A 19,725-nucleotide genomic window follows, 5' to 3' on the forward strand; every position below is an offset into this window, starting at 1 on the left:
CCGGCCCTGCATCCTTCATCCCTTCCGCGCTAAACTGGTTCATGACCTGCCCCCTCGATATTGGCTCTGTGTTGAAGGTGGTTATCCCAACCCCGAGAACATAACCCACGCTCTCGAGGTCGGGCAGGTCAATCCATCATGTCTACGGCTTCCGGCCTCATCGTCGTGCTCAGGACGCAATCAGCGAAATCCGCTACTTTGCCATTCCGACTCGAAACTACCAATGGGTGTTCGAGGCGGATATCAAGGCATGCTTCGACAACATCGAGCACGAGGCGCTAGTGCGCCGCGTCGCACGACGGATCGAAGACAAGCGGGTGCTTGCGCTGGTTCGCGCGTTTCTCCGAGCCGGAGTCCTCGCTGAGGACGGAAAGGCCAGGGAAACGATCACCGGCACACCTCAAGGCGGCATCCTTTCCCCTCTTCTCGCCAATATCGCCCTGTCGGTCCTTGACGAACACTTCACTCGGAAGTGGGACGCGCTTGGACCGTCGTGGCGACGCGCCAAGCTCCGCCGCACCGGGGCTCCCGCCATGCGGCTCGTGCGCTACGCGGACGACTTCGTGGTGATGATCAACGGGCAGCGGACGGATGCCGAAGCGCTGTGGCAGGAAGTCGAGGAAGTCCTCGCACCGATAGGATTGTCCCTGTCGGTCGAGAAGACCCGGATCTGCCACATCGACGAGGGCTTCGACTTCCTCGGCTGGCATATTCAGCGCCGCCGATGGCAAGGTCGCAACGGCAAGCAGGCGGTGTACACATACCCATCCAAGAAGGCGCTCGCCTCTGTGATGGCCAAAGTGCGCTCCCTGACCCGCCGGAACAAGCATCGTACGCTCAGAGACTTGCTACTCGTGGTCAACCGCGTGTTACGCGGGTGGTGTGAGTATTTTCGATACGGTGTGTCGGCACGGACCTTCAGTTATCTCAACCACTTTACGTGGCATCGAGTGTTTCGTTGGTTCCGGAAACGGCACCTCCGTATCGGTACTCGGGAACTCGTACGCCGCTGCCTGCCCGACTGGCAGTTCTCCGACGGAGGGGTTTCCTTGTTCAAGCCCCAAGCGGTCTCAATCATTCGGTATCGATACCGAGGGGCGAAGATACCGACACCCTGGGCGCCTTCGGCATGAACACATGGAGAGCCGGATGCGGCGAGAGTCGCACGTCCGGTTCGGAAGGCGGACCGCAGAAACCCAGCCGGCGAGAGCCGGCCAGGGCGCTGCGGCCCGACCCTTACACCTATCTGCCTACCCGGATCCGGGGGCAGTTCTTCTACCTCTATCTCATCATCGACCTGTTCAGCCGGAAGGTGACCGGCTTCGAGGTCTTCGGGACCGAGAGTGCGGCCAACAGCCGCACCGTCATCGAACGCGCCGTGTTGCGCGAGGGCGTGGCCCACCGGCCTCTGGTGCTGCATGCGGACAATGGCAGCGCCATGAAGGGCGCCACGCTGTGCGCCCGTCTGGAGGAACTGGGGGTCACGCGCTCCCACAGCCGGCCCCGGGTCTCCAACGACAACGCCTACTCCGAAGCGCTGTTCCGGACGGCGAAGTACCGGCCAAGCTATCCGCCGGACGGCTTTGACGACCTGGAAGCGGCCCGCCAGTGGGTCCTGGACTTCGTCCACTGGTACAACCACGAGCACCGGCACAGCGCCATCCAGTATGTCACGCCGGCCGAGCGCCATCGGGGCCGGGACCGCCATCTCCTGGCACGCCGCAAGCATCGCTACGAACAGGCCAGGGCTGCCAAACCGGAACGCTGGGGTGGCCGACCGGTCCGTGACTGGACGCCCGTCGAGGCGGTCCACCTCAACCCGGAGCCGGCATTAGAGGCCGCATGACCCAATGTGCCAACTTCCTTGACAGCCACCGCCAGGGTGCGGTTGTAGCACAGCACCAGGATCGGCTTGCGCAGCGCCCGCGCCAGATGCAGACAGCGGTAGACCAGGATCAGCGTCTTGCCCGCGCCGGCCGCGCCATGGATCACCCGGTGCCCGGTTCCCAGGCTGCGCGCCAGCTGCTCCTGCTGCAGGTCCATCACCCGCATCAGGTCCGGAAGCACATCGGCCGGGGATTCGGTCTCGTCCGCGTCGGGCGCATCGTCGAACAGGCTGCCCTGGCGGATGCGAATCTCGGGGAACAGATGGCCGCGGATGCGGTCGATCTGCGGCAGCGACAACCGGTGCGGGAACTGCACGGTGAACATGTCCCACAGCCGCTTCTGGAAATCCTCCGGATCCTGGGACTCCGTCATCTCGTCGCGACAGATGACCCGATTGGCCGGAATCACCTCGCCCAGCTCCTGCTGCTCGAACTGCGCGCGGGTAATATTGGCCAGCACCACCCCGTGCCCGAACGGCAGCATCAACCGCCCCTGCAGCGAAGACCCCGGCGGATGCACCAGCTGCGCATCGCGCTCCAGTGGCTTGATGACCTGATAGGCATACTGGCGCGCCTGCTCCAGCGGGTTGGGCACCACCTTCAGGCCCCGGTCCGTCAGGATCGTCGCCTCCTGGCGATCGATCTGCCGGATGGTCTCCAGCCGCCAGTCCTTCACCTCCAGGATCAGCAACCCACGCTGCGGGTGCAGCACGATGAAATCCGGATGCTCCGACCGCCCGCCCACCGGCACGTCGTACCAGCACAGGTAGTCATCCTCCAGGAACTGCTCCAGGCGCCGCGCAAAGCGCTTCTCGCCCGACGTCATGCGCGGCAGGCAGCTGTTCAGCGAAGGTATTAGCGTGGTCATTCTCCAGAACCTACCTGTACGGATAACGCATAGCTAACCGGCGCGAGGTACGAGCGTCCGGTTGAGCGACGTGTTATGTGCGTGACTCACGAATTAGTTCCGCGATCTCTGTCGCTATTTCTTCGACTGTGTGAGTACCCGTGCTGCGAGCAACCTTGTCAGCCAGCGATGGGCTGTACTCCATTACTTGCTTCTTAGTTACGCCGTGCCAAATAGGCAGAAGAACCTGTTCTCCCGATACGCTCCGTGAGACGATGCCGTCGAGTTCGTAGTTTGCCCAGCCCTTTCCAAAAAAGGCCTCCGAGAAGACAACCAAGCCGACGCGGCTGCGCGCAAGCCCTTGATCGATCTTCTGCCGCAAACTATCGCCGATCCGGAGCGAGAAATCGTCGTACCAAACGTCTAGGCCTTCGGCGACAAGGGCATTCGCCAGGTCTCGGACTATCGACTCTTTGTCGTCCGACGCATGAGAGATGAAGACATCGTGCTCTTTCTGTCCGCTTGATACTCCCGGCGGCGGCTCGTCATGCACAAGACCCGGGACTGACGATAGCGCTGGCTCTTTCATCTCTGGCAAGGCACCCGGTAGGACTCGCACTGACGCGTTCGTTTTGCCTCGTAGCCCCTGCATATCCACTGCGACATGCCAGTGGCCATTGCTCGGGATCTGCAACTTTACCGGTGAGCGCTTCGCCAGACCTCCGTGGTAGCGATGACGGCCGCCCCGTTTGTACGCTGCGAAGTTCGAACTGTCCATAAGGCGCACATTCGCGGCGTTCCCGGTAAGTGTGATTTCTACGGTTTCTCCGCGCTTCCTCTGCCCAAGGTCGGTGTGTATAAACTTCATCGTGAGCCGTTCACTCCTTTACCTATTGAGCACATAACGCCGCGCACACCGGCGCGACCTCGCGAGCGTCCGGCAGCCGTAGGCTGCGTAGTGCTGCGCATGGTTATGTGTTTGGAAGCTAGCCTGGCGTGAAGGGTTCATCAAAGAACCTATCATCCAGATCGCTGGTATCAATTTTTAGGCCCTCCAACATCCCTCGAAGGAGACAAGTTACGTTAGCCCCGGTTTGCCCCTTATTCTTCTTGAAGTTGTTTAATGCCTCGACAACCGAGGGTGATTTATGAAATACAACATACGCTGAATTCAACGCCTCAACAAAGCGTATTTTTGCTTCCTCGCCACCAGCTCCAGTCAATCCATGGCGGTTACCCATTAGAGCCCCTAGAACCTCTATTTTCTCTCTCCGGACCTCTCTCCGATGCTGGTGATAGGCTGAAACTCCGAATGCCACAAGACCCGACGCGATTGCGGAAAGAAGGGAAGTCCAGGTTAGTGTTTCAGATTCCATATTGGACTATCTCATATAGACACATAACGTTTGGGTTAACCGGCCCCGCCACTGAGCTCGCCCGGCTTTGCCGCTGCGGAGCTTACCGGGGTCCGGTTGAACCCTTTGTTAGCAGAATGCAGCAATGATCCGCCCAGAAATGAAAAACAAAATGGCAGAATGGAATGTCCACCATTGAACATGGTGTTTTATTTCATGCTTCCGGCCCATTTGCGCCAAAATATTGGTTAGGTCGGTCTCATTCTTTTTCACCATTTCAAGCACTTCATCTACGGGAACTTGGTTTCCAGAACTTGAATCAAAAGCTTGCCTCTGCCCGCTTGCCTTGGACTTATTTAATGCTTCCGTGATTTCTCTATAGTAGTCCTTCTTATCTCTCGCCATCACAAGGCTGGACACCCATTGAAGTTTTTATAGACCAACTATTCCTGAAACGGCCAAGAGAATCCAGGCGACAACCTCCAGAATCTTAGAAAGCTCCGGAACATCCGTCAGGCTAGCCGTCTGAATCGAGATGCCCAGCAACGTAAAGGTAAGCGCCAGGAAGTAGAGCTCGAACTTGGAAAGGATCTCCTGAGCTGATGGTGTAGACATCTGGGTTTTTCCTTTCTGCTAACGCTCGCAGTAACCGGCGCCAGAGCGCAGCGGAGGGAACCAAAAGCGCCAAGCTTTTGGCGTCCGGTTGACTGCATTGTTAGATTTTTGGCAAAGGCGTAGGTCGATCACGAAACACCTCAATTAGGCAAACATAATGAGCAGAATTCTTGTTTGAAAAGCTTGCTGCGGCTTTAACAGTTCGACGCACATGAAAGCAGCCTAGCGAATCAGGAATAGGATGGCTGCCTAGACGCGATTTTCCACCGGCAACAAATCTCGCAGGGGCCTTTGATTCAGACACGACAATTAAGAACGCGCGCGCATTGGTCTGGGTGCCGCTTAAGAATGTGTAGAGCCGCTTTAGGTCGTCATTAATATTGGCGTTGGCGGCTGACCCTCTCTTAACCTCCATCACAAATTGAACACGATCAGGGTCGCCGTTTGGCTCATTTCCAATGTTGCGAGAGAAAACTACGAGATCCGCTCGCGCCAAATCGCCAATGCCGTTCAATTGCGCGTCCGGCTGAACTAAACGCTTGTACTGGCACTCTGGTCTAAGCTCGAGAGAATCTGATAGGTTCGCTTGGATGAGATTACATGCCTCAGCAACCATCGCTCCTTCTGGCAGAGGATAAGATCGAAATAGCGAATGACGATGACCAATCCAAAACGCAAGGCCTTGCAACGCGTTTTCGAGGAATCTTGGTCGTTCCGGCATTTCGTAGCCCAAAGGGAGTCTCCCAAAAATCTAACAGTAGATTAGACAGAATCTGTCATATTGGTGATATACAGATTCTGCATATCATCCCGGCGTTCTCCTCTCGGCGGCACACCACCACAGCTAAACCATGCTTTTATCATGGTAGTGTGCGTCGCGTCGAGGGGCAGGGCATCCGGCCCACTGGGACGAAGAATCTTTGGAGCTTAGTCAAAGTCTTACATCGGCCCGGCGATCCAACATAGGCGGGATGCAGGGGCCGACGTTGAAGGCTTGGGGGGTGAACGGATTCGGGGCGAGACGTGGAAAGCGGCGGTTCGGGCGTGACAGAGCGCGGTGCTATACAGAATCGGTATATCACCGTTAGCGCAGTGTGGGGTGACGGGAGGAGCCACCACGCGGGGCGCGAGAATCGGGCTTCCTGCGGGAGCCGTGGCGGCGTTCCCTGGTACGATCCGGTCAGAGCGAAACCGGGAGCCGGTGTTGGAAACGCTCATAGAAGCGAATCGGGCGGTGGTGGTCTGCGGCATTCTGGAGGAGGCGCAGGGCCGGATCTTTCTGGCGCGTCGCGGGGCCGATCAGGCGCTGGCGGGGTATTGGGAATTCCCCGGCGGCAAGGCGGAGCCGGGCGAGAGCCTGGAGGTGGCGTTGTGCCGCGAATTCCGTGAAGAGCTGGCGATGGAGCTGCGGGTCGGGGAAGAGATCGGGCGCACGCCGATTCCGGGTAATGGGGGCCTTGAGTTGGTGGCGCTGCGGGCGTGGACGGACGACGAGAGCCCGGTTTTGACGGTACACGATCGCTGGTGCTGGGTGTCGCCGTTGGAGGCGCGCGGACTCGATCTCGCACCTGCGGACATCCCGTTGCTCGAAACCTTTATTGCGGGACGTTCCGGATGAGCCGAGATAACGCTGCCAAGTCCCTGCCCGGGGGTGAATGGGTCGGCCTGCATGAACGGCTGGATACGCCGCGGGTGCGGCAGGCGCTGGAAGCCCTGGGGCTGGAGGACCATGCCCGCTGGAGCCAGGGGCTGGAGGGCGACGATCTGGCGATGACCCTGGCCGCCGAGCTGGCCCAACGGCTCGCGGGGCGCGCGGGTGAGCTGCGGGAAAAGGGACACGACGACTGGACGCGGGCCGTGCAGGGGCTGGCGGATACGCTGGCGGCGGCCGGGCATCCGCTGTCGGGCATCGAGGAGGACCTGCCGCAGCCGCCGTTTCGGCAGTTGTTGGAGGTGCGCGCTCCGGCTGCCGATCAGGTGGGGCAGCAGGAGACACCGCGGCCGGAAATTCCGTTGGCGCTGTCCAGCCTGCTTACCGGATCCGATCGCACACCGAGCCTGGTCACGCAGATCGAGAAGGAACTGGCCAGTGCGGAGCGGGCCGATTGGCTGGTGTCGTTCATCAAGTGGAGCGGGATTCGCGCCCTGCGCGAGACACTGAAGCGCTTTACCGAGACGCCGACGGCCGATGGCTCGCCCAGGCTGCGGATCGCGACGACCTCGTACCTTGGGGCCACGGATCTGAAGGCGATCGAGTTTCTGCTGGGCCTGCCGAACACCGAGATTCGGGTCTCGTACGACACGCACCGCACGCGCCTGCACGCCAAGGCCTACCTGTTCCATCGGAATACGGGGTTTGGCAGTGCCTACATCGGCTCGGCGAATGTCTCGCGCGTGGCGATGGATGAGGGGCTGGAGTGGACGGCCAAGATCAGCGAATACGAGTTGCCGCACATGTGGCGCCAGATCGAGGCCTCGTTCGAGGCGCACTGGGCAGACCCGGCGGAGTTTGAACCGCTCACCACGGATGACCTCCCTCGCCTGCAACAGGCGCTGGAATCGGAATCCAACGCAGGGCCAGCCGCGCAGAAAGACGCCACCACGTTCTTCGATCTGCGTCCGTATGCCTTCCAGCAGGAGATCCTGGAGGATATCCAGCGCGAGCGCCGTTCGGGGATCGACCGCCATCTGGTGATCGCCGCCACCGGGACCGGCAAGACCATGATTGCGGCGTTCGACTATCGGCGGTTTGCGCGGGAGCAGGCGGACAAGGGGCGCCCGTCGCTGCTGTTCATCGCCCACCGCGAGGAGATCCTGCGGCAGGCGATGGCCAGCTTCCGTCAGGTGCTGCAGGACAACGAGTTCGGCGACGTGCTGGTGGGCGGGGCGCGCCCGAGCCAGGACCGTCATCTGTTCTGCACCGTGCAAAGCTGGAACGCGCGGGACCTCGATCGCCTCGACCCGGCGCATTTCGATTACGTGGTGCTGGATGAGGCGCACCACAGTACCGCGGGGAGCTACCAGCGCATCCTCGAGCATGTACGGCCCAAGTGCCTGCTGGGCCTGACGGCGACCCCGGAGCGCACGGATGCCGACGACATCCGCCGGCACTTCGGCCAGCGTTACACCCACGAGATTCGCCTGCCGGACGCGATCGAACGGCGCCTGCTGGTGCCGTTCCATTACTTCGGCGTGGCCGACCACGAATCCGTGGACCTGAGCCGGGTGAGCTGGCAGCGCGGGGGCTATGACGCCGAAGAACTGGAGGGCGTGTTTACTGGCAACCAGGCGCGGGCCGACTGGGTGTTGCGACAGGCCCATGAACACGCGGCCGACCTGGGCTCGGTTCGGGGCCTGGGGTTTTGCATCAGCCGCGCCCACGCGCGGTTCATGGCCGAGCATTTTTCGGCCAGGCAGGTGCCCAGCGCGGTGCTGACCGGCGAGAGCCCGGACCACGAGCGGGAATCGGTACAGCGCGACCTGCGCGAGGGGCGCATCCGCTTCATCTTTACGGTGGACCTCTACAACGAGGGCGTGGATCTGCCGGAGGTGGACACCCTGTTGCTGCTGCGTCCGACCGAGAGCCTGACGGTCTACCTGCAGCAGCTCGGTCGCGGGCTGCGGCTGCATGAAGGCAAGCCGCACCTCACGGTGCTGGATTTCGTGGCGCCGCAGCACCGGCGCTTTCGCTACGCCGCTCGGTTCCGGGCGCTCAGCGCGCGGCCGGAGAAGCGGGTGGATCACCAGATCCAAGAGGGCTTCCCTTGGCTGCCCAGTGGCTGCCTGATCCACCTCGACCGGTTGGCCACCCAGCGGGTCCTCGACAACATCCGCGCGCAGATCAACCGGCAGCGCCCGGAGATCGTGCGCGATCTGAAGCGCTGTTTCCAGGAGGACATCGACTCCGCCAGCCTGCCCAAGATGCTCGACTGCCTGCATATGGACGAGGCAGAAGACCTGCTGCGCAAGGACCTGCCCTCACGGCTGCGCGCGGACTGCGGAGGGGAGTCGACCGAGGCATTGAAGCCGTATGCCAACGGCCTCAAGCGTGGGCTGCAACGCCTGGTCCGCTGTGATGACCAGCAGTTGCTGGAAACCCTGCAAAGCCATCTGGCCGAATCCACGGCGAACGTGGATGAGCTCAGCGAGCAAGAACGGCTGCGGCTGGCCCTGATCCACAGCACGCTATGGGGCAAGACGCGCCCGGGGAATGGCGATCTCGCCTCGGTGGCCCGCTTCGTCCGCGAACAACGCCCGCTTTACCGGGACCTTCAGGAGGTCGCCGAATGGCGGCGCGAGCGCATGGTACCGGCCAGCGGCATCACCTTCCCGAAGCAGACCGGGCCGCTGGAGCTGCATGCGTCCTACACCCGCGAGCAGATCCTGCTGGCGCTGGGGCTCGGGAGCCTGGAGAAGCCGATTACTCAGCAGGAGGGTGTGCGGCATGTGCCGGAACGGCGAGTGGATGCGCTGTTCGTCACCCTGGAGAAATCCGAGCGGGAGTTCTCGCCCACAACCATGTACGAGGACTATGCCCTCAACGAACGGCGGTTCCACTGGCAGTCGCAGTCCGGCACCTCCCCCACCTCGGAGACCGGGCAGCGCTACATCCACCACGAAGAGCTCGGCTACACCCCCATGCTGTTCATCCGCCCGGCCAAGCGCGACGCCACCGGCCTGAGCCAGCCGTTCACCTTCTGCGGCCCGGTGCGCTACCAGCGCCATGAAGGCAGCAAGCCGATGAGCATCATCTGGGAACTGGATTACGAACTGCCCGCCCGACTCCTGCACCTCGCCCGCCGCACGGTCCTGTAAGCGCTCAGCGCTCAGCGCTCAGTCAAAGACGACGGTCTTGTTGCCGTGGGTGAGCACGCGGCCTTCGAGGTGGTAGCGCAGGCCGCGGGCGAGGACCCAGCGTTCCACGTCGCGGCCCTTGCGGATCATGTCCTGCACGCTGTCGTCGTGGCGGACACGGGTGACGTCCTGTTCGATGATGGGGCCGGCGTCCAGTTCTTCGGTCACGTAGTGGCTGGTGGCGCCGATCAGCTTGACCCCGCGGGTGTGCGCCTGGTGGTAGGGGCGCGCGCCGGAGAACGAGGGCAGGAAGCTGTGGTGGATGTTGATGATGCGCTGCGGGTAGCGCTCGCACATCCACGGCGGGAGGATCTGCATGTAGCGGGCGAGGACCACGGTGTCGGGCTGCAGGTCGTCGAGGCGTTCCTGCAGCCGGGCGAAGGCGCTCGCGCGGTCGTCGCATGGGACGGGGATGTGCTCGAACGGGATGCCGTAGCAGCGCGCCAGGGGTTCGTGGTCGGTGTGGTTGGAGAGGATGGCGGGGATGTCCATGGGCAGCTCGCCGGCGTTCCAGCGAGCGAGCAGGTCGCTGAGGCAGTGGCCTTCGCGGCTGACCATGAGCACCACGCGCTGGCGGCTGCGCGAGTCGGCCAGCACCCAGTCCATGCGCATGTCTTCGCCCAGATGCAGCAGGCGGTCGCGCAGTTCGCCTTCGCGCGCGGGGTCGAGGGCGAAGACCCAGCGCATGAAGAACCATCCGGCCTCGGCGTCGGTGTGCTGGGCGGCTTCGGTGATCCAGCCGTCGGTGCCGGCAATGGCCTCGGCCACCCGGGCCACGATTCCGTGCTGGTCGGGGCAGACGATGCTGAGGCGGAAGTCGTGGCGCGCGGGGGCGGTTTCGGTCATGGTCGAGATATTCCGGGGAGATTGAAGCGGTCAGGGTACACCGGGGCGCCCGGGAGACCGATACCCGGCAGGAATGACTACGGGCTCGACCGGACGCGCTCCCCGGCCCAGCTGGCAAAGGCGGAATACACCTCCAGGGCGTCGGGCACGGCGCCGATCACGCGATCCAGATCGATCGTGTCATAAAGATGCGTCAGTACGTTGCGCATCGCGCAGGCGTCCACCAGCTGATCGGCCAGCCCGGCATCCAGGCCATGGCGGTCGCGCAGAGCGATGAAAACTTCGCGATAGGCCGAGGCCAGCCGGTCGCCATCCCTGCGCAGGAGTTGAAGCCCGATATCGGCCGCCGATTCACACAAAAGCTGGAGCAGGCGTTCAATCGCATAGTGCTCCTGCCTCTGCACGGACACGTCCAGAGCTGCGTAATGCTCCATGTCCGTCAGGAAACGATGGAGCATGTCGAGCTTGCGCCCGATCACCTCGGCGGTATCAGGGGGCATCCGTGCCCTCCATCCGGTGTTGCTGGAAGAGTACGGAGTCGGCGTGCAGGAAGAAGGCCCGGTCCTGCTCGGCGTGGAAGCGCCCGGCCTGTGCTTCGTACAGGCAGACGCCATCCCGGAAGACCTCGAACCGGGTCAGCGGGGAAGTGCCCTGGCTCAGAACCAGCAGATCAACCGGGCAAGGCTCCAGGATCTCTTCCAGTTGCCGTTGCCAGCGACCCTGGGTCATCAGGCCCGGCATCTCCGCCGGCTGAACGGCAAGGTCGATGTCCCGGCCGGTGCCGTCCCGCGCCGTGGAGCCGAACAGGACCAGCAGCTCCCAGCCATGCTCTCTGGCGAGGCGCTCGAGCTGCGAAGTTTGTTCGGGAGAAAGCATGGAGCACCGCGGCAGCGAATCCGAAAGGGTCCAGATTAGGACAACTCCAGTTCGCGGCCAAGGCCGCTCCTACCGGGGTCAGGCGGTGTCGCGCAGGCCGGGGGGGATGGAGAAGGTGATGGTCTCTTCCTGGCCGGCGACTTCGCTCACCTCGTTCACGCCGCGCTCGCGCAGGTAGTCGATGACTTCCTGCACCAGCAGTTCGGGGGCGGAGGCGCCGGCGGTCACGGCGATGCGGTCGCGGCCTTCGAGCCACGCCGGGTCGATGTCGGCGGCGCCGTCCACCAGGTACGACGGCACGCCGGAACGCGCGCCGATCTCGGCGAGGCGGTTGGAGTTGGAGCTGTTCTTCGAGCCGACCACCAGCAGCAGGTCGCAGTCGTCGGTGAGGGTCTTCACCGCGTCCTGGCGGTTCTGCGTGGCGTAGCAGATGTCCATCTTGCGCGGCCCCTCGATGTTGGGGAAGCGCGCGGTGAGGGCATCGATGATGTCGGCGGTGTCGTCCATCGACAGCGTGGTCTGGGAGACGAACGCCAGCCGGTCGGGCTCGCTCACCTCCAGGCGTTCCACGTCTTCCACGGTTTCCACCAGCATCATGCGCCCGCCGTTCGAGGTGTCGAACTGGCCCAGGGTGCCCTCCACCTCGGGGTGGCCGGCATGCCCGATGAGGACGACTTCGCGCCCCTCGCGGGCGTGCTTCGACACCTCGAGGTGGACCTTGGTGACCAGCGGGCAGGTGGCGTCGAACACGGTCAGGCCGCGTTGCTCGGCCTCTTCCTGCACGCGGCGCGGCACGCCGTGCGCGGAGAAGATGACCACGTTGCCGTCCGGGACCTCGTCCAGTTCCTCCACGAACACCACGCCGGCGTCTTCCAGCCGCCCGACCACGTGGCGGTTGTGCACCACCTCGTGGCGGACGTACAGCGGGGCGCCGTGGATCTCCAGGGCGCGTTCCACGATCTCGATGGCGCGTTCGACGCCGGCGCAGAAGCCGCGGGGGTTGGCGAGCCGGACCTGCATGTTCATGCCCTGTTCTCCTCGCGGATCACTCGTCCGCCGGGTGCACTTCCAGGATCTCCACCTCGAAGGTGAAGTTCTTGCCTGCCAGCGGGTGGTTGAAGTCCACGGTCACGGTCTCCTCGCTCAATTCGCTGATGCGGCCGGGCACGGCCTCGGCCGACGGGCTGGTGAACTCGTAGATCTGACCCTCTGCCAGCTCCGCCTCGGGCGGGAACTGGTTGCGGGGCACCGACTGGAAGGCCTCTTTCTCGGGCCAAGGGAACATGGTCCCGGCCTCGATCGCAAATTCCCGCTGATCGCCCGGCTGCAGGCCGATCAGCAGGTCTTCCAGCCCGGGCAGGATCTCGCCGGCGCCGACCTCCAGCTCGGTCGGTTCCTCGCCGGTGGAATCCACCACCAGGCCGTTTTCCAGCACCAGCCGGTAGTGCATGCGTACGCGCTTTTCTTTTACTACGGTCGTCATCTTTGCTCCAGTTCGCTTGCAGACGCGGGGCGGGTCAGTCGCGGCGGGTGGCCTCGCCTTCGGTGAAGGCGGCCACGATCAGCAGCACCGCGCCCACGGTGATCGCCATGTCGGCGACGTTGAATGCGGGCCAGTGATGCCCGGCCCAGTGGAAGTCGAGAAAATCCACCACCTTGCCGATGCGCAGGCGGTCCACCAGGTTGCCGATGGCCCCGCCCACGATCAGCCCCAGCGAGGCGATGGTCAGCCAGGCATCGCGCGGCAGACGCGCCAGCCACACGGTGATCAGCACCCCGGCGGCGATCGCGATCCCGGACAGCAGCCAGCGGCCCCAGTCGCCGGCGTCCGCCAGCAGGCTGAAGGCCGCCCCCGGGTTGTACAGCAGGGTGAAGTTGAAGAACGGGGCCACTTCCACCGAGGCGAACTGGGTGAGCGCGCGCTCGGCCCAGAACTTGGTGATCTGGTCGAGGACCAGCACCACCGCGGCCAGCGCCAGACCGGGGGCCAGCCCGGAACGCCCCGGCAGCCTCACGCGAACCGCCGGGTCTCGCCCGGCCCCTCCACGTTGGTCACGCAGCGCCCGCACAGCTCGGGATGCGCCTGGTTCTCGCCCACGTCGGGGCGCAGGTGCCAGCAGCGCACGCACTTGGCGTGTTCGCTGCGGTGCACCACCACGCCGATCGCGGTGCCGTCCTCCAGGGTCGCTGCATGCGCCTCGGCCGGGGCGGGCTCGGTACTCAGGCGCACCTCCGAGGTGATGAACACAAACCGCAGCTCGTCACCCAGGCGTTCCAGCGGGGCGCGCACCGGGGCATCGGCGGGTACGTGCAGGTCGATCTCGGCGGTCAGCGAGGCACCGATGCGCTGCTCGTTGCGGGCGGTCTCCAGCGCGCGCGCGGCGTGGGTGCGCATCTCGAGGATGCGGTCCCAGTCGGCGTTACTGAACGTCGCATCCTCCGGCAGCGGGGCCAGGCCCTCGTACCAGGTGGCGAACAGCACCGAGTCGGCGCGTTCGCCCGGCAGCAGCTCCCAGATCTCCTCGGCGGTGAAGGTCAGGATCGGCGCGATCCACCGGGTCAGGGCCTCGGCCACGTGGTACAGCGCGGTCTGCGCGGAACGCCGCGCGTGCGAATCCCCCGGCGTGGTGTACTGGCGGTCCTTGATCACGTCGAGGTAGAAGCTGCCCAGCTCCACCGAGCAGAAGTTGTGCACCCGCTGGTAGATCGGGTGGAACAGGAACTCGTCGTACGAGCGGGTGACCTGTTCCTGCACCTGCAGCGCGCGCGCCACGATCCAGCGGTCCAGCGGCAGCAGCTCGTCCAGCGGCACGGCGTGCTGCTGCGGGTCGAAGCCGCTGAGGTTGCCGAGCAGAAAGCGCATGGTGTTACGGATGCGGCGATAGGCATCGGCGGTGCGGTCGAGGATGTTGTCGGAGATCGCCATCTCGCCGGCGAAATCGGTCGCGGCCACCCACAGGCGCAGGATATCCGCCCCCAGGGTGGAGACGACTTCCTGCGGCGCGACGACGTTGCCGCGCGACTTCGACATCTTCTCGCCGTTCTCGTCCACGGTGAAGCCGTGGGTCAGCACCCCGCGGTAGGGCGCCTCGCCGCGCATGGCCACGCTGGTCAGCAGGCTGGACTGGAACCAGCCACGGTGCTGGTCCGAGCCTTCCAGAAACAGATCCGCCGGCAGGCCGCCCAGCTCCGGGCGCTTCTCCACCACCGTGCTGTGCAGCACGCCGGAGTCGAACCACACGTCCAGGGTATCGGTGAGCTTGACGTAGTCGGCGGCTTCCTCGCCGAGGAATTCTTCGGGGTCCAGGCTGAACCAGGCCTCGATGCCCTGCTCCTCGATGCGCCGGGCGACCCGCTCGGTGAGCTCCGGGGTGCGCGGGTGCACGCGCCCGGTTTTGCGGTTGAGGAAGAACGGGATGGGCACGCCCCAGTGGCGCTGACGCGAGATGCACCAGTCGGGCCGGTTGGCCACCATGCCGTGAATGCGCGCCTCGCCCCAGTCGGGCATCCAGCGCGTCGCGCCGATCGCACGCAGGGCATCGGCACGCAGTTCCGCGCGGTCCATGCTGATGAACCACTGCGGCGTGGCGCGGAAGATGATGGGGGTCTTGTGCCGCCAGCAGTGGGGGTAGCTGTGGTGCAGCTTGCGCGCCACGATCAGCGCGGCCTTCTCGTGCAGCACGTCGATCACGTGGCCGTTGGCCTGGTGCACGTTCTGCCCGGCGAAATACGGCGTGCCCTCCACGAACACCCCGTCGGGGCCCACCGGGTTGTCCACCGGCAGGTTGTACTGCAGGCCCACGGCGTAGTCGTCCTGACCATGGCCGGGGGCGGTATGCACGCAGCCGGTACCGGCCTCGGTGGTCACATGGTCGCCGAGGATCAGCGGCACTTCGCGCTCCAGGAACGGGTGCTGCAACATCAGGCCTTCCAGCGCGGCACCCTTCACCCGTGCCAGCACACGGCCTTCGCCCAGATCGTAGCGACCCAGGCAGTCCTCCAGCAGTTCTTCCGCCAGCAGCAGGCGCTCGTGTTCCAGCTCCACCAGCGCGTAATCCAGCTCCGGATGCACGGCCACCGCCTGGTTGGCCGGCAGGGTCCACGGCGTGGTGGTCCAGATCACCACGCTCACCGGGCCGTCGGCATCCGCACCGGAGAAACGCCGCACCAGATCCACGTCGTCCACCACGCGGAAGCGCACGTCGATCGCCTGCGAGATCTTGTCCTCGTACTCCACCTCGGCCTCGGCCAGCGCGGAGCCGCAGTCCACGCACCAGTGCACCGGCTTCTCGCCCATCTGCACGTGGCCGCGCTCGTAGATGCGCGCCAGCGCGCGCACGGTGTCCGCCTCGACCTGGTAGTCCATGGTCAGGTACGGGTGGTCCCAGTCACCCAGCACGCCCAGGCGCTGGAAGTCGGCCGACTGGCCGGCCACCTGTTCCGCGGCGTAGGCACGGCAGGCCTCGCGGAACTCGGCGGCGTCCACCTCGTGGCCGGGCTTGCCGATGTTGTGCTCCACCTGCAGCTCGATCGGCAGGCCGTGGCAGTCCCAGCCGGGCACGTACGGGGCATCGAAACCCGCCAGCGTGCGGCTCTTGACGATGATGTCCTTGAGGATCTTGTTGACCGCGTGCCCCACGTGGATGGAGCCGTTGGCGTACGGCGGGCCGTCGGCCAGCACGAAGCGCGGCCGTCCGGCGCAGTGCTCGCGCAAGCGGCGGTAACGATCCTCCGCGCGCCACTGCTCCAGCCATTCCGGCTCGCGCTTTGCCAGGTTCGCCCGCATGGGGAACGCGGTCTGCGGCAGGTTGAGCGTATCCTTGTAGGGATTCGGCGGTGCCTGTTTCTTGGCCATGGCTCTTCCGGATGGGCCCCGCGGGGCCGGTTGCTGTGGAGTTGGAGGAATTCGGCGATCTGGACCGGTGTCAGCAGACGGTACGGGGCACGCGGCCCGGTTCGTCGCCCGCCAGGCATTCGCGCGCCGTGTCGGCGTCCCGCGCGATCTGCGCCTTGAGGGCATCCAGCCCGTCGAAGCGCTGTTCGCCGCGAACCAGCGCGCGCGGTTCGAACGCCACGCGCGCGCCGTAGAGTTCGGGGGCGGCGTCCAGCACATGGATCTCCAGGCGCTGTTCGGTGCCCTGCACCGTGGGCCGCCAGCCGATGTTCGCCACCGCGGCCAGTGGCTCGCCGCCCGCGCCGTGCAGCCAGCCGGCATACACCCCGCGCAGCGCCAGCGGCCAGCGCCCGAGGCGCACGTTGGCCGTGGGGAAGCCGATGGTGCGTCCCAGGCGGTCGCCATGCGCGACCCGCCCGTGCAGCCGGTACGGCCGTCCGAGCAGCCGCGTGACCTCGTCGAAGCCGCCCTCGCGCGCGGCGGCGCGCACCCGGGTACTGCTGATGCGCCCGTCGGCATCGCTGACCGTGGGCGTGGACTCCACGCTGAAGCCCAGCCGCTCCCCTTCGGCGCGCATCAGCGCACTGTCGCCCTCGCGCCCGCGGCCGAAGCGGAAGTCGTCGCCCACCAGCACGTGGCGCGCGCCCAGCCGCCGGTACAGGACCTCCTCTAGGAAGTCGCGCGCCGGCAACCCCGCCAGGCGGGCATCGAAGCGTAGCACCCAGGCGGCGTCCAGTCCGCGGCCGTCCAGCGCCACCAGACGGTCGCGCAGGCGCTGCAGCCGGCCGGGCGGCGTGGGCGCTCCGGCGTGCTCGGCGAAATATTCGCGCGGCAGCGGTTCGAAGGTCATCAGCACCGACGGGGCGGCGTGCTCGCGCGCGGCCGCCAGCAGGCGGTCCACCACCGCCTGATGCCCGCAGTGCAGACCGTCGAAGTTGCCGATGGTCACCACGGCGCCGCGCACCGCGGCCAGCCCGGAATCCGCACCGTCGGACCTGCCCAGCCCTCGAATCAGCCGCATTGCCCCGTATCCAGGAAAAACGGCAAGTATAACCCGGCGTGCCCCGCGAGATCAGGCCTCGCGCAACAGGAAATGCCGCGGACGCAGGCCGGCCAGCCACAGGGTCACCCCGAGACTGGCCACCCCGGCGACGATCAGCCCGGTCAGCGCCGTCCCGCGCTCGGGGATCGACCAGTCCGTCCACGCGTCCAGCGCCGGCGACAGCACCACCAGGACCGCCACCATCACCGCCAGGGCCACGGGCAGCCCGTAGCGCAGGCGCCGCAGGGCCGGCCCGGGGCGATAGATGCCCTCGCGCACCAGCCCGCGATACAGCAGCCCGGCGTTGATGTAGGCCGAGGCCGAGGTCGCCAGCGCCAGCCCGGCGTGCGCCCCCGGCACCCCGGACAGATACCACGGCAGCACGAACAGGCCGTTGAGCAGCATGTTCCACAGCATGGCGATGATCGCGATGCGCACCGGGGTCTTCGTGTCCTGGCGGGCGAAGAAGCCCGGCGCGAGCACCTTGATCAGGATGAAGCCCGGAAGCCCCAGCGAATAGGCGGCCAGCGCCAGTGCGGTCATGTGGGTGTCGTGCGGGGTGAACTCCTGATACTGGATCAGCGTCGCGAGGATCGGCACCGCCAGCACCACCAGTCCGGCCATCGCCGGCAGGGCCACCAGCATCGCCGTGCGCAGGGCCCAGTCCAGGGTACGGCCGAAGGCCTCGGGCCGCTCCTCGTTGAACTGTTTCGCCAGGCGCGGGAGGATCACCGTGCCGATGGCGATGCCGAACAGCGCCAGCGGCAGCTCGACGAAGCGATCGCCGAAATACAGCCAGGAGATCGACCCGGCCACCAGGAACGACGCGATCAGGGTGTCCACCAGCAGGTTGATCTGCACCACCGAGGTCCCGAGGATCGCCGGCAGCATCAGTTTGACGATCCGGCGCACGCCCTCGTGCGCCCGGCGGAAACGCGGCCGTGGCAGCAGCCCGGCCCGCCACAGAAACGGGATCTGGAAAGCCAGCTGCAGCCCCCCGGCGATGAACACGCCCCAGGCCAGCGCGACCACCGGTTCGGCGAACATCGGCGCCAGCCACAGCGCGGCGCCGATCAGCGCCAGGTTGAGAAACACCGGAGTGAACGCCGGCACCGCGAAGCGCCCGATGCTGTTGAGGATGCCCGCCGCCATCGCGGTCAGGGAGATGAACAGCAGGTACGGGAAGGTGATCCGCAGCATGTCCGCCGCCAGGTCCTGGCGGCCTTCCGCCTGCGCCAGCCCGGGCGCGAAGACCCAGATCAGGGCCGGGGCCGCGAGGATGCCCAGCAGCGTGACGATGGCCACCGCGCCCAGCAGCGCCCCGGCGGTATGGTCCAGCAGATCGCGCAGGGCCTCGCGCCCGCGCTTCTCGCGGAATTCGGCGAACACCGGGACGAAGGCCTGGTTGAAGGCCCCCTCGGCGAACAGCCGGCGCAGGAAATTGGGGATGCGGAAGGCGACGAAGAAGGCGTCGGTGGCCGCGCTGGCCCCGAAGGTCACCGCCAGCACCATGTCGCGCAGATAGCCCATGATCCGCGAGATCATGGTCATGCCGCTGACCACAGCGGTGGATCGGAACAGTCGGTTCATGCGGAAGCCGGCACCACACAGACAATGAGCGGACCGGAGTGTAACCGACTCGCCCGTCGCCAGGCCCGGCGACGGCTGCCCCGGAGAACCGCGGGCAGCCGTCAGGAGGAAGGGAGGATTACTCGATCTTCAGGTAGGCGAAGCCTTCGTCGTTCTGCAGCTCGGTCAGGCGCACCACGCCGGAGGGCACCAGCTCGATATCCACGCCATCCATCAGATCCTCTTCCGGAAGGCCGATGTCACCGCGGGTGATGTCGCACAGCTCCAGCTGCACACCATAGGTATTGGCCAGGGTGCGCAGGCGGCTCTGCAGCCGTTCACGCTCCTCCAGCAATTCCTCGTCGGCCTCGAACGGGGTGCCTTCGAGGTCGTCATCGGCGATGAAACGGATGCCGTGGGACACGAACACGATCCGCACATCCGCCTCGATGAACTCGCGCTCGTAATGGGTGACCATGTTGTTGATGCTGGTGAGCATCGCCGAGAAGCGCCGCGGATCGGCGAAATCGGCGTGGTAGGCGACCTTGGCCTCGGGCTCGAAGGCGCGCGCCTGCTGCGGGACCAGGACCAGGCTGGCGGCGAACAGGGCCAGCAGCACCAGCACGAAGCCGGGGACCAGGGCGTTGTTGCGGGCGGCGGGGTATTTCATCTCCATGCTCCTTTTTATGTTGTGGTGCCTGCAATGTAGACGCACGGGCTCCGGGATTCCATTCCGGGGCGCCCGGGCCCGGTTCGCCTGCAAGCAGGCTCCCACAGCATTGCACGACCGCGCCCGTAGACATGATGGATTGACCTGCCCGACCTCGAGAGCGTGGGTTATGTTCTCGGGGTTGGGACAACCACCTTCAACACAGAGCCAATATCGAGGGGGCAGGTCATGAACCAGTTTAGCGCGGAAGGGATGAAGGATGCAGGGCCGG

The 19,725-nt window shown here is 65.2% G+C and carries 19 protein-coding genes and 1 pseudogene; 5 read left to right on the forward strand and 15 right to left on the reverse strand.

Translation table 11 applies throughout. The features are described 5' to 3' along the window. Positions 1-131: 131 nt before the first annotated feature. Positions 132-1,133 carry a reverse transcriptase domain-containing protein gene (locus tag F620_RS14450; protein WP_081621776.1) on the forward strand — a complete coding sequence of 334 codons (1,002 nt, stop codon included), beginning with the start codon at positions 132-134 and terminating at the stop codon, positions 1,131-1,133. Then, a complete protein-coding gene (locus F620_RS0112945; RefSeq protein ID WP_026331473.1) occupies positions 1,130-1,846 on the forward strand; it encodes an integrase core domain-containing protein in 717 nt (238 codons plus the stop codon). The genes F620_RS14450 and F620_RS0112945 overlap by 4 nt, the downstream gene beginning before the upstream one ends. Positions 1,847-1,875: 29 nt before the next feature. On the opposite strand, the pseudogene F620_RS14455 reads toward F620_RS0112945, so the two are convergent. The 3 genes and pseudogenes from F620_RS14455 to F620_RS15220 form a co-directional block, all read right to left on the reverse strand. After that, positions 1,876-2,712, reverse strand: a pseudogene (locus tag F620_RS14455) (NERD domain-containing protein); the annotation flags it as partial. Between the two features lie 115 nt (positions 2,713-2,827). Beyond that, positions 2,828-3,601, reverse strand: coding sequence for a DUF1883 domain-containing protein (locus F620_RS0112955; RefSeq protein WP_019583296.1), 774 nt, complete (start codon positions 3,599-3,601; stop codon positions 2,828-2,830). 118 nt (positions 3,602-3,719) lie between these two features. Continuing rightward, positions 3,720-4,109 carry a DUF6680 family protein gene (locus F620_RS15220; RefSeq protein ID WP_155987025.1) on the reverse strand — a complete coding sequence of 130 codons (390 nt, stop codon included), beginning with the start codon at positions 4,107-4,109 and terminating at the stop codon, positions 3,720-3,722. 164 nt (positions 4,110-4,273) lie between these two features. On the opposite strand from F620_RS15220, the gene F620_RS15225 reads away from it, so the two are divergent. Next, complete coding sequence (locus F620_RS15225) at positions 4,274-4,459, forward strand: hypothetical protein (protein ID WP_155987026.1); 186 nt, start codon at positions 4,274-4,276, stop codon at positions 4,457-4,459. Positions 4,460-4,520: 61 nt separating this feature from the next. Here the strand turns inward: F620_RS15225 and F620_RS0112960 are convergent, their stop codons facing one another. Together F620_RS0112960 and F620_RS15230 are read right to left on the reverse strand one after the other, a co-directional pair. Beyond that, positions 4,521-4,703: a hypothetical protein gene (locus tag F620_RS0112960; protein WP_019570889.1), complete on the reverse strand. Its 183-nt coding sequence runs from the start codon at positions 4,701-4,703 to the stop codon at positions 4,521-4,523. A 100-nt stretch (positions 4,704-4,803) separates the two neighbouring features. Continuing rightward, positions 4,804-5,436 carry a hypothetical protein gene (locus tag F620_RS15230; protein ID WP_155987027.1) on the reverse strand — a complete coding sequence of 211 codons (633 nt, stop codon included), beginning with the start codon at positions 5,434-5,436 and terminating at the stop codon, positions 4,804-4,806. A 471-nt stretch (positions 5,437-5,907) separates the two neighbouring features. Here F620_RS15230 and F620_RS0112965 point away from each other — a divergent pair, with 471 nt between their 5' ends. Next, positions 5,908-6,321, forward strand: coding sequence for a (deoxy)nucleoside triphosphate pyrophosphohydrolase (locus tag F620_RS0112965; RefSeq protein ID WP_019570890.1), 414 nt, complete (start codon positions 5,908-5,910; stop codon positions 6,319-6,321). Further along, a complete protein-coding gene (locus F620_RS0112970; RefSeq protein ID WP_019570891.1) occupies positions 6,318-9,518 on the forward strand; it encodes a DEAD/DEAH box helicase in 3,201 nt (1,066 codons plus the stop codon). Before F620_RS0112965 ends, F620_RS0112970 begins: the two co-directional genes overlap by 4 nt. An 18-nt stretch (positions 9,519-9,536) precedes the next feature. Here F620_RS0112970 and purU read toward each other — a convergent pair whose 3' ends face one another. The 10 genes from purU to F620_RS0113020 all read right to left on the reverse strand — a co-directional run bounded on the left by purU (position 9,537) and on the right by F620_RS0113020 (position 19,454). Next, positions 9,537-10,403, reverse strand: coding sequence for a formyltetrahydrofolate deformylase (gene purU / locus F620_RS0112975; RefSeq protein ID WP_019570892.1), 867 nt, complete (start codon positions 10,401-10,403; stop codon positions 9,537-9,539). 77 nt (positions 10,404-10,480) lie between these two features. Further along, positions 10,481-10,903 (reverse strand): DUF86 domain-containing protein, encoded by a 423-nt coding sequence (locus tag F620_RS0112980; protein ID WP_019570893.1) that lies wholly within the window; start codon positions 10,901-10,903, stop codon positions 10,481-10,483. Continuing rightward, a complete protein-coding gene (locus F620_RS0112985; protein ID WP_019570894.1) occupies positions 10,893-11,279 on the reverse strand; it encodes a nucleotidyltransferase family protein in 387 nt (128 codons plus the stop codon). The genes F620_RS0112980 and F620_RS0112985 overlap by 11 nt, the downstream gene beginning before the upstream one ends. Positions 11,280-11,357: 78 nt before the next feature. Further along, the gene (ispH, locus tag F620_RS0112990) at positions 11,358-12,305 is read right to left on the reverse strand and encodes a 4-hydroxy-3-methylbut-2-enyl diphosphate reductase (protein WP_019570895.1); all 948 of its coding nucleotides are present in this window, start codon (positions 12,303-12,305) and stop codon (positions 11,358-11,360) included. A gap of 19 nt (positions 12,306-12,324) precedes the next feature. After that, positions 12,325-12,762: a peptidylprolyl isomerase gene (locus tag F620_RS0112995; protein ID WP_018868985.1), complete on the reverse strand. Its 438-nt coding sequence runs from the start codon at positions 12,760-12,762 to the stop codon at positions 12,325-12,327. A 34-nt stretch (positions 12,763-12,796) separates the two neighbouring features. Next, positions 12,797-13,294, reverse strand: a complete 498-nt coding sequence (lspA, locus tag F620_RS0113000) for a signal peptidase II (protein WP_019570896.1) — start codon at positions 13,292-13,294, stop codon at positions 12,797-12,799. Continuing rightward, a complete protein-coding gene (ileS, locus tag F620_RS0113005) occupies positions 13,291-16,134 on the reverse strand; it encodes an isoleucine--tRNA ligase (protein ID WP_019570897.1) in 2,844 nt (947 codons plus the stop codon). The genes lspA and ileS overlap by 4 nt, the downstream gene beginning before the upstream one ends. A gap of 70 nt (positions 16,135-16,204) precedes the next feature. Further along, positions 16,205-17,194 (reverse strand): bifunctional riboflavin kinase/FAD synthetase, encoded by a 990-nt coding sequence (gene ribF / locus F620_RS0113010; protein ID WP_019570898.1) that lies wholly within the window; start codon positions 17,192-17,194, stop codon positions 16,205-16,207. Between the two features lie 51 nt (positions 17,195-17,245). After that, positions 17,246-18,805 carry a murein biosynthesis integral membrane protein MurJ gene (gene murJ / locus F620_RS0113015; protein ID WP_019570899.1) on the reverse strand — a complete coding sequence of 520 codons (1,560 nt, stop codon included), beginning with the start codon at positions 18,803-18,805 and terminating at the stop codon, positions 17,246-17,248. A 118-nt stretch (positions 18,806-18,923) separates the two neighbouring features. Further along, on the reverse strand, positions 18,924-19,454 hold the full coding sequence (locus F620_RS0113020) for a DsrE family protein (protein WP_019570900.1): 531 nt from the start codon (positions 19,452-19,454) through the stop codon (positions 18,924-18,926). Positions 19,455-19,725: the final 271 nt, after the last annotated feature.

Source organism: Thioalkalivibrio sp. ALE11, assembly GCF_000381205.1.
Classification (GTDB): domain Bacteria; phylum Pseudomonadota; class Gammaproteobacteria; order Ectothiorhodospirales; family Ectothiorhodospiraceae; genus Thioalkalivibrio.